The sequence below is a fragment of the Geosporobacter subterraneus DSM 17957 genome (genome assembly GCF_900142145.1).
Taxonomy (GTDB): Bacteria; Bacillota; Clostridia; order Peptostreptococcales; family Thermotaleaceae; genus Geosporobacter; species Geosporobacter subterraneus.
Window position 1 is genome coordinate 1 of record NZ_FQZV01000096.1, and the last position, 4,535, is coordinate 4,535.

3 protein-coding genes are annotated in these 4,535 nt (G+C 40.9%); 2 read left to right on the forward strand and 1 reads right to left on the reverse strand.

The genetic code is table 11. The features are described from left to right. Positions 1-322: 322 nt before the first annotated feature. Entirely contained in the window at positions 323-3,847 is a 3,525-nt protein-coding gene (gene nifJ / locus BUB56_RS18930; RefSeq protein ID WP_110942803.1) for a pyruvate:ferredoxin (flavodoxin) oxidoreductase, read from the forward strand. A gap of 72 nt (positions 3,848-3,919) precedes the next feature. Here the strand turns inward: nifJ and BUB56_RS18935 are convergent, their stop codons facing one another. Beyond that, on the reverse strand, positions 3,920-4,087 hold the full coding sequence (locus tag BUB56_RS18935; protein WP_110942804.1) for a CDIF630_02480 family spore surface protein: 168 nt from the start codon (positions 4,085-4,087) through the stop codon (positions 3,920-3,922). A 239-nt stretch (positions 4,088-4,326) separates the two neighbouring features. Here BUB56_RS18935 and BUB56_RS18940 point away from each other — a divergent pair. Then, positions 4,327-4,535, forward strand: a 209-nt coding sequence (locus tag BUB56_RS18940) for a transposase zinc-binding domain-containing protein (protein WP_190014777.1), incomplete at its 3' end; no start/stop codon positions are given.

The following is a 4,535-nucleotide window of genomic DNA, read 5'->3' on the forward strand; positions in this document are numbered from 1 at the left end:
CTAACGCTCAGAATGACATGCTTCTAAGGTTTATTTGGAAATAATTGGATTACGTTGACGCCTATGATATTGAAATAGTTTTAAAAAATTTATTTCCCTAAGTTTATTTCAGATAATTCAATCTATTTTAGCAGATTAGATATGCCTCGAATCTGACTTTATAAACTATTAAACTACTCCATATACTCTTCATGCTTTGTATAATATGCATAGAGAGAAAGTGAAAAAAAACTCCCTCTACTTCCATGTATGATTATCCAAAAATTTCAAATACTATTTGTTGAATCATATAAAGAAAATCTAACCAGAGGGAGGAAAGATGATGGCAAGAAAGATGAAAACAATGGATGGAAATGAAGCCGCGGCATACGTATCCTATGCCTTTACAGAAGTGGCTGCAATCTATCCTATCACCCCTTCATCGCCGATGGCTGAGGGAGTTGATGAGTGGTCAGCTCATGGAAAGAAAAATATATTTGGTCAAACTGTAAGAGTAGCAGAACTGCAATCGGAGGCAGGCGCAGCAGGAACCGTACACGGGTCTTTACAGGCCGGTGCATTGACTACTACCTATACTGCAGCACAGGGACTGCTTTTAATGATTCCCAATATGTATAAAATAGCGGGCGAACTGCTTCCGGCAGTATTTCACGTAAGTGCCCGTGCCATAGCTGCCCATGCACTATCGATTTTTGGAGATCACCAGGATGTAATGGCTGCACGACAAACAGGATTTGCCCTACTGGCATCCAGCAGTGTCCAGGAGGTTATGGATTTAGGAGGGGTTGCCCATCTGGCAGCAATTAAGTCCAGAGTACCATTCCTACACTTTTTTGATGGATTTAGAACCTCTCATGAATACCAGAAAATAGAGTTGATGGATTATGAGGACCTGGAAAAGCTTTTAGATAGAGAGGCATTGCGGGAATTTAGAGATCGCGCTTTAAATCCTGCTCATCCGGTGATGCGGGGTACTGCACAAAATCCAGATATTTATTTCCAGGGCAGAGAGGCATCCAATCCCTATTATGAACGGGTGCCGGATATTGTTGCAGACTATATGTATGAGATCAGTAAAATTACAGGAAGAGATTATCAGCCTTTTAACTATTATGGTGCAGAGGATGCTGAATATTTGATTGTAGCCATGGGCTCTGTATGTGATACCATCCGGGAAACAGTGGACTACCTACGGGAAAAAGGAGAAAAAGTAGGGTTGATTCAGGTTCACTTATACAGGCCTTTTTCACCAAAGTATTTCTTTGGGATCCTGCCCCCATCAGTAAAAAGGATTGCAGTATTGGATCGAACAAAGGAACCCGGTGCTATAGGGGAACCATTATACCTAGATGTTCAGTCCCTCTTCTATGATAAAGACACAAAACCAATGATTATCGGCGGACGTTATGGACTAGGATCTAAGGATACGAGACCTTCTCAGATTATTGCGGTCTATAAAAATCTGATGTCCGATAAACCTAAGAATGGATTTACTATCGGAATTGTGGACGATGTAACCGACACCTCTTTGCCGGAGGAAGATATCATAGAGACCTCTCCGGAAGGAACCATCCGCTGCAAATTCTGGGGATTAGGTTCCGACGGTACCGTAGGAGCTAATAAGAATGCCATTAAGATTATAGGGGATAAGACCAATTTATATGCCCAGGGATATTTTTCCTATGACAGCAAAAAGTCTGGGGGAACGACTATCTCCCACCTTCGTTTTGGGAAAAAGCCTATCCGATCTCCATATCTCGTATATAATGCAGACTTTATCGCCTGTCATAACAAATCCTTTATTTATCACTATGATATCTTAAAAGGACTAAAGGATGGCGGTACCTTTGTGCTGAGCTGTCCATGGTCAGCAGATGAACTGGATGAAAAGCTGCCAGCATACTTAAAACGATATTTAGCACAGAAAAATATCAATTTCTATATCATCGATGCGATTAAAATAGCTGGTGAAATAGGACTAGGCAACCGAATCAATATGATCATGCAGTCTGCCTTTTTTAAATTGGCCAATGTCATTCCACTGGAGGATGCAATGGAATATCTAAAGGAGGCTATTGTAGACACCTATGGCAAAAAAGGTGAGCAGATTGTAGATATGAACATTGAGGCCGTAGATGCAGGGGTTAAGGGTTTGAAAAGGGTTGAGGTACCTGCAGCATGGGCCAATGCAGAGGATGAGCCGCTGCCTATCAAGGATGAGCCTGAATTTGTTAAGCGTATTCAGCGGCCTATGGCGAGACATGAGGGCGATGAACTGCCAGTCAGTGCCTTTAAAGGTATGGAAGACGGAACCTTCCCCATGGGAACCACTACCTATGAAAAACGAGGCATTGCAGTATTGATGCCCCAGTGGCAGACCAATAAATGCATCCAATGCAATCAATGTTCCTATATTTGTCCCCATGCTGTAATTAGGCCTTTCCTGTTAGATGAAAATGAAAAGAAAAATGCACCCCATACATTTGAAACCAAAAAGGCTGTGGGTAAGGGTCTTGAGCAATATGAATATCGTATACAACTCAGTCCTATGGATTGTACAGGCTGTGCTAACTGCGCAGATATCTGTCCTGCACCGGAAAAGGCATTGGTCATGGTAGAGGCAGAGGAAGAAACCATTCGTCAGTCTGAAAACTGGGAATATGCAATGACTATTAGAGATAAAGATCATATAATGGATAAAAAGACTATTAAAGGAAGCCAGTTTGCAAGACCATTACTGGAGTTCCATGGCGCTTGTGCCGGCTGCGGTGAAACTGCCTACGTGAAGCTGCTGACCCAGCTTTATGGGGATAGAATGATGATTGCCAATGCAACAGGCTGTTCTTCCATTTGGGGGGCCAGTGCACCCTCTATGGCCTATACCACTGACGTGGACGGTAGAGGACCTGCCTGGGCAAACTCACTCTTTGAAGATAATGCGGAATATGGGTATGGATTCTATTTAGGGGCCAGCAAAATTCGAGAAGGGTTAAAAAACCTAATGCTTCATGCTATAGAATCAGGTATTGATAAACCGCTGCAAGAAGGGTTTAAAGAGTGGTTAGAGCATATGGATGATGGAGATGCATCTAAGGCTTCAACCATAAAGCTGCTGTCCATCATGGAAAAAGATCTTTATAAAAATGATCCGGTAGTAAAAGAAATTCTGGAGAAGAAGGACTTCCTGGTGAAACGATCCGTATGGATTATTGGAGGAGACGGATGGGCCTACGATATTGGTTTTGGCGGCTTGGATCATGTGATTGCAAGCGGAGAAGATGTTAATATTCTGGTTATGGATACAGAAATCTATTCCAACACCGGTGGACAATCCTCTAAGGCAACTCCTACCGCTGCAGTAGCTAAGTTTGCTGCGTCGGGAAAGAGGGTACGGAAGAAGGATCTTGGCTTAATTGCTATGAGTTATGGTTATGTCTATGTTGCACAGGTATCTATGGGTGCCAATATGAATCATGTGGTCAAGGTATTGGCAGAGGCAGAGTCCTATAAAGGACCATCCATTGTGATTTGTTACGCTCCTTGTGTAAGTCATGGAATTAAGACCGGTATGGGTACCAGTGTAGCTCAAGAGAAAAGAGCGGTGGAAGCAGGCTACTGGCATCTGTACCGCTATGATCCAAGGTTAAGAGAACAGGGCAAAAACCCATTTATAATGGATTCCAAGGAGCCAAAGGCACCTTTTAGAGAATTCATAGAGAGTGAGATTCGTTACTCTCAGATCATGAACACCTTCCCGGATATTGCAGACGAATTATTTGAACAGGCTGAGAAGCATGCAAAAGAGAAGTATGAAACCTATCGAAGGTTGGCAGAAATGAAATACTAAGCTAAAAAGGGAAATCCACACAATGGTGGATTTCCCTTTTTAGATAGCAAAAGGAGTTTTTGAAAAAGAACCTTACTTTTGATTGGTATCCACATATTCCTTAGCGTTTTTCACTTGAACATCAGAAGGAATTGGAACTCTTGATTCTTCTTTCATTTTTTCAACGTTTGACCAGGCAGCAGTTCTCTGGTTTTCAATAGGAATAGCTAGATTTTTTTCTTTAAATCTGTTTTCTGCCATTATGCACTCCTCCTTTTCATTTATTATTTTCAAAGTTTGTAGAATCTATTTATTATAAAGTAGGTTCCCATAGGAAAATTCTATTACAGCGGCACTATCCATAGAAAATAACAATTTTTTTATTGTATAAGAAAGTATAAATTTTTTTGATATAATAATAGGCATGTAAGAGAGTAAAATCAGGACATAGAAGAATTAACCATTTATTAACAGTAAAAATATGTAAGCGGAGTTTTGATATGGGAAAAGGGATTCTAAGACAAATATTTATTGATCATTGGGATGATTTTGTCAAATTGTATGGTCATAAGATTAGAAAAAATGTGCTAAGTGAAGTCAAAAAGATGATGCATTGTGGGTCGATTGCAAATGGATACATAGAATATAAGTGCCCAGACTGTGAGAATTCAAAGAAGATAGGTTTTCGTTGTAGGAGCAGATTTTGTAC

Bases quoted from the DNA above. Each gene is read 5' to 3' on its own strand.
- nifJ (WP_110942803.1), top strand. From the start codon at position 323: ATGGCAAGAAAGATGAAAACAATGGATGGAAATGAAGCCGCGGCATAC.
- BUB56_RS18935 (WP_110942804.1), bottom strand. From the start codon at position 4,087: ATGGCAGAAAACAGATTTAAAGAAAAAAATCTAGCTATTCCTATTGAA.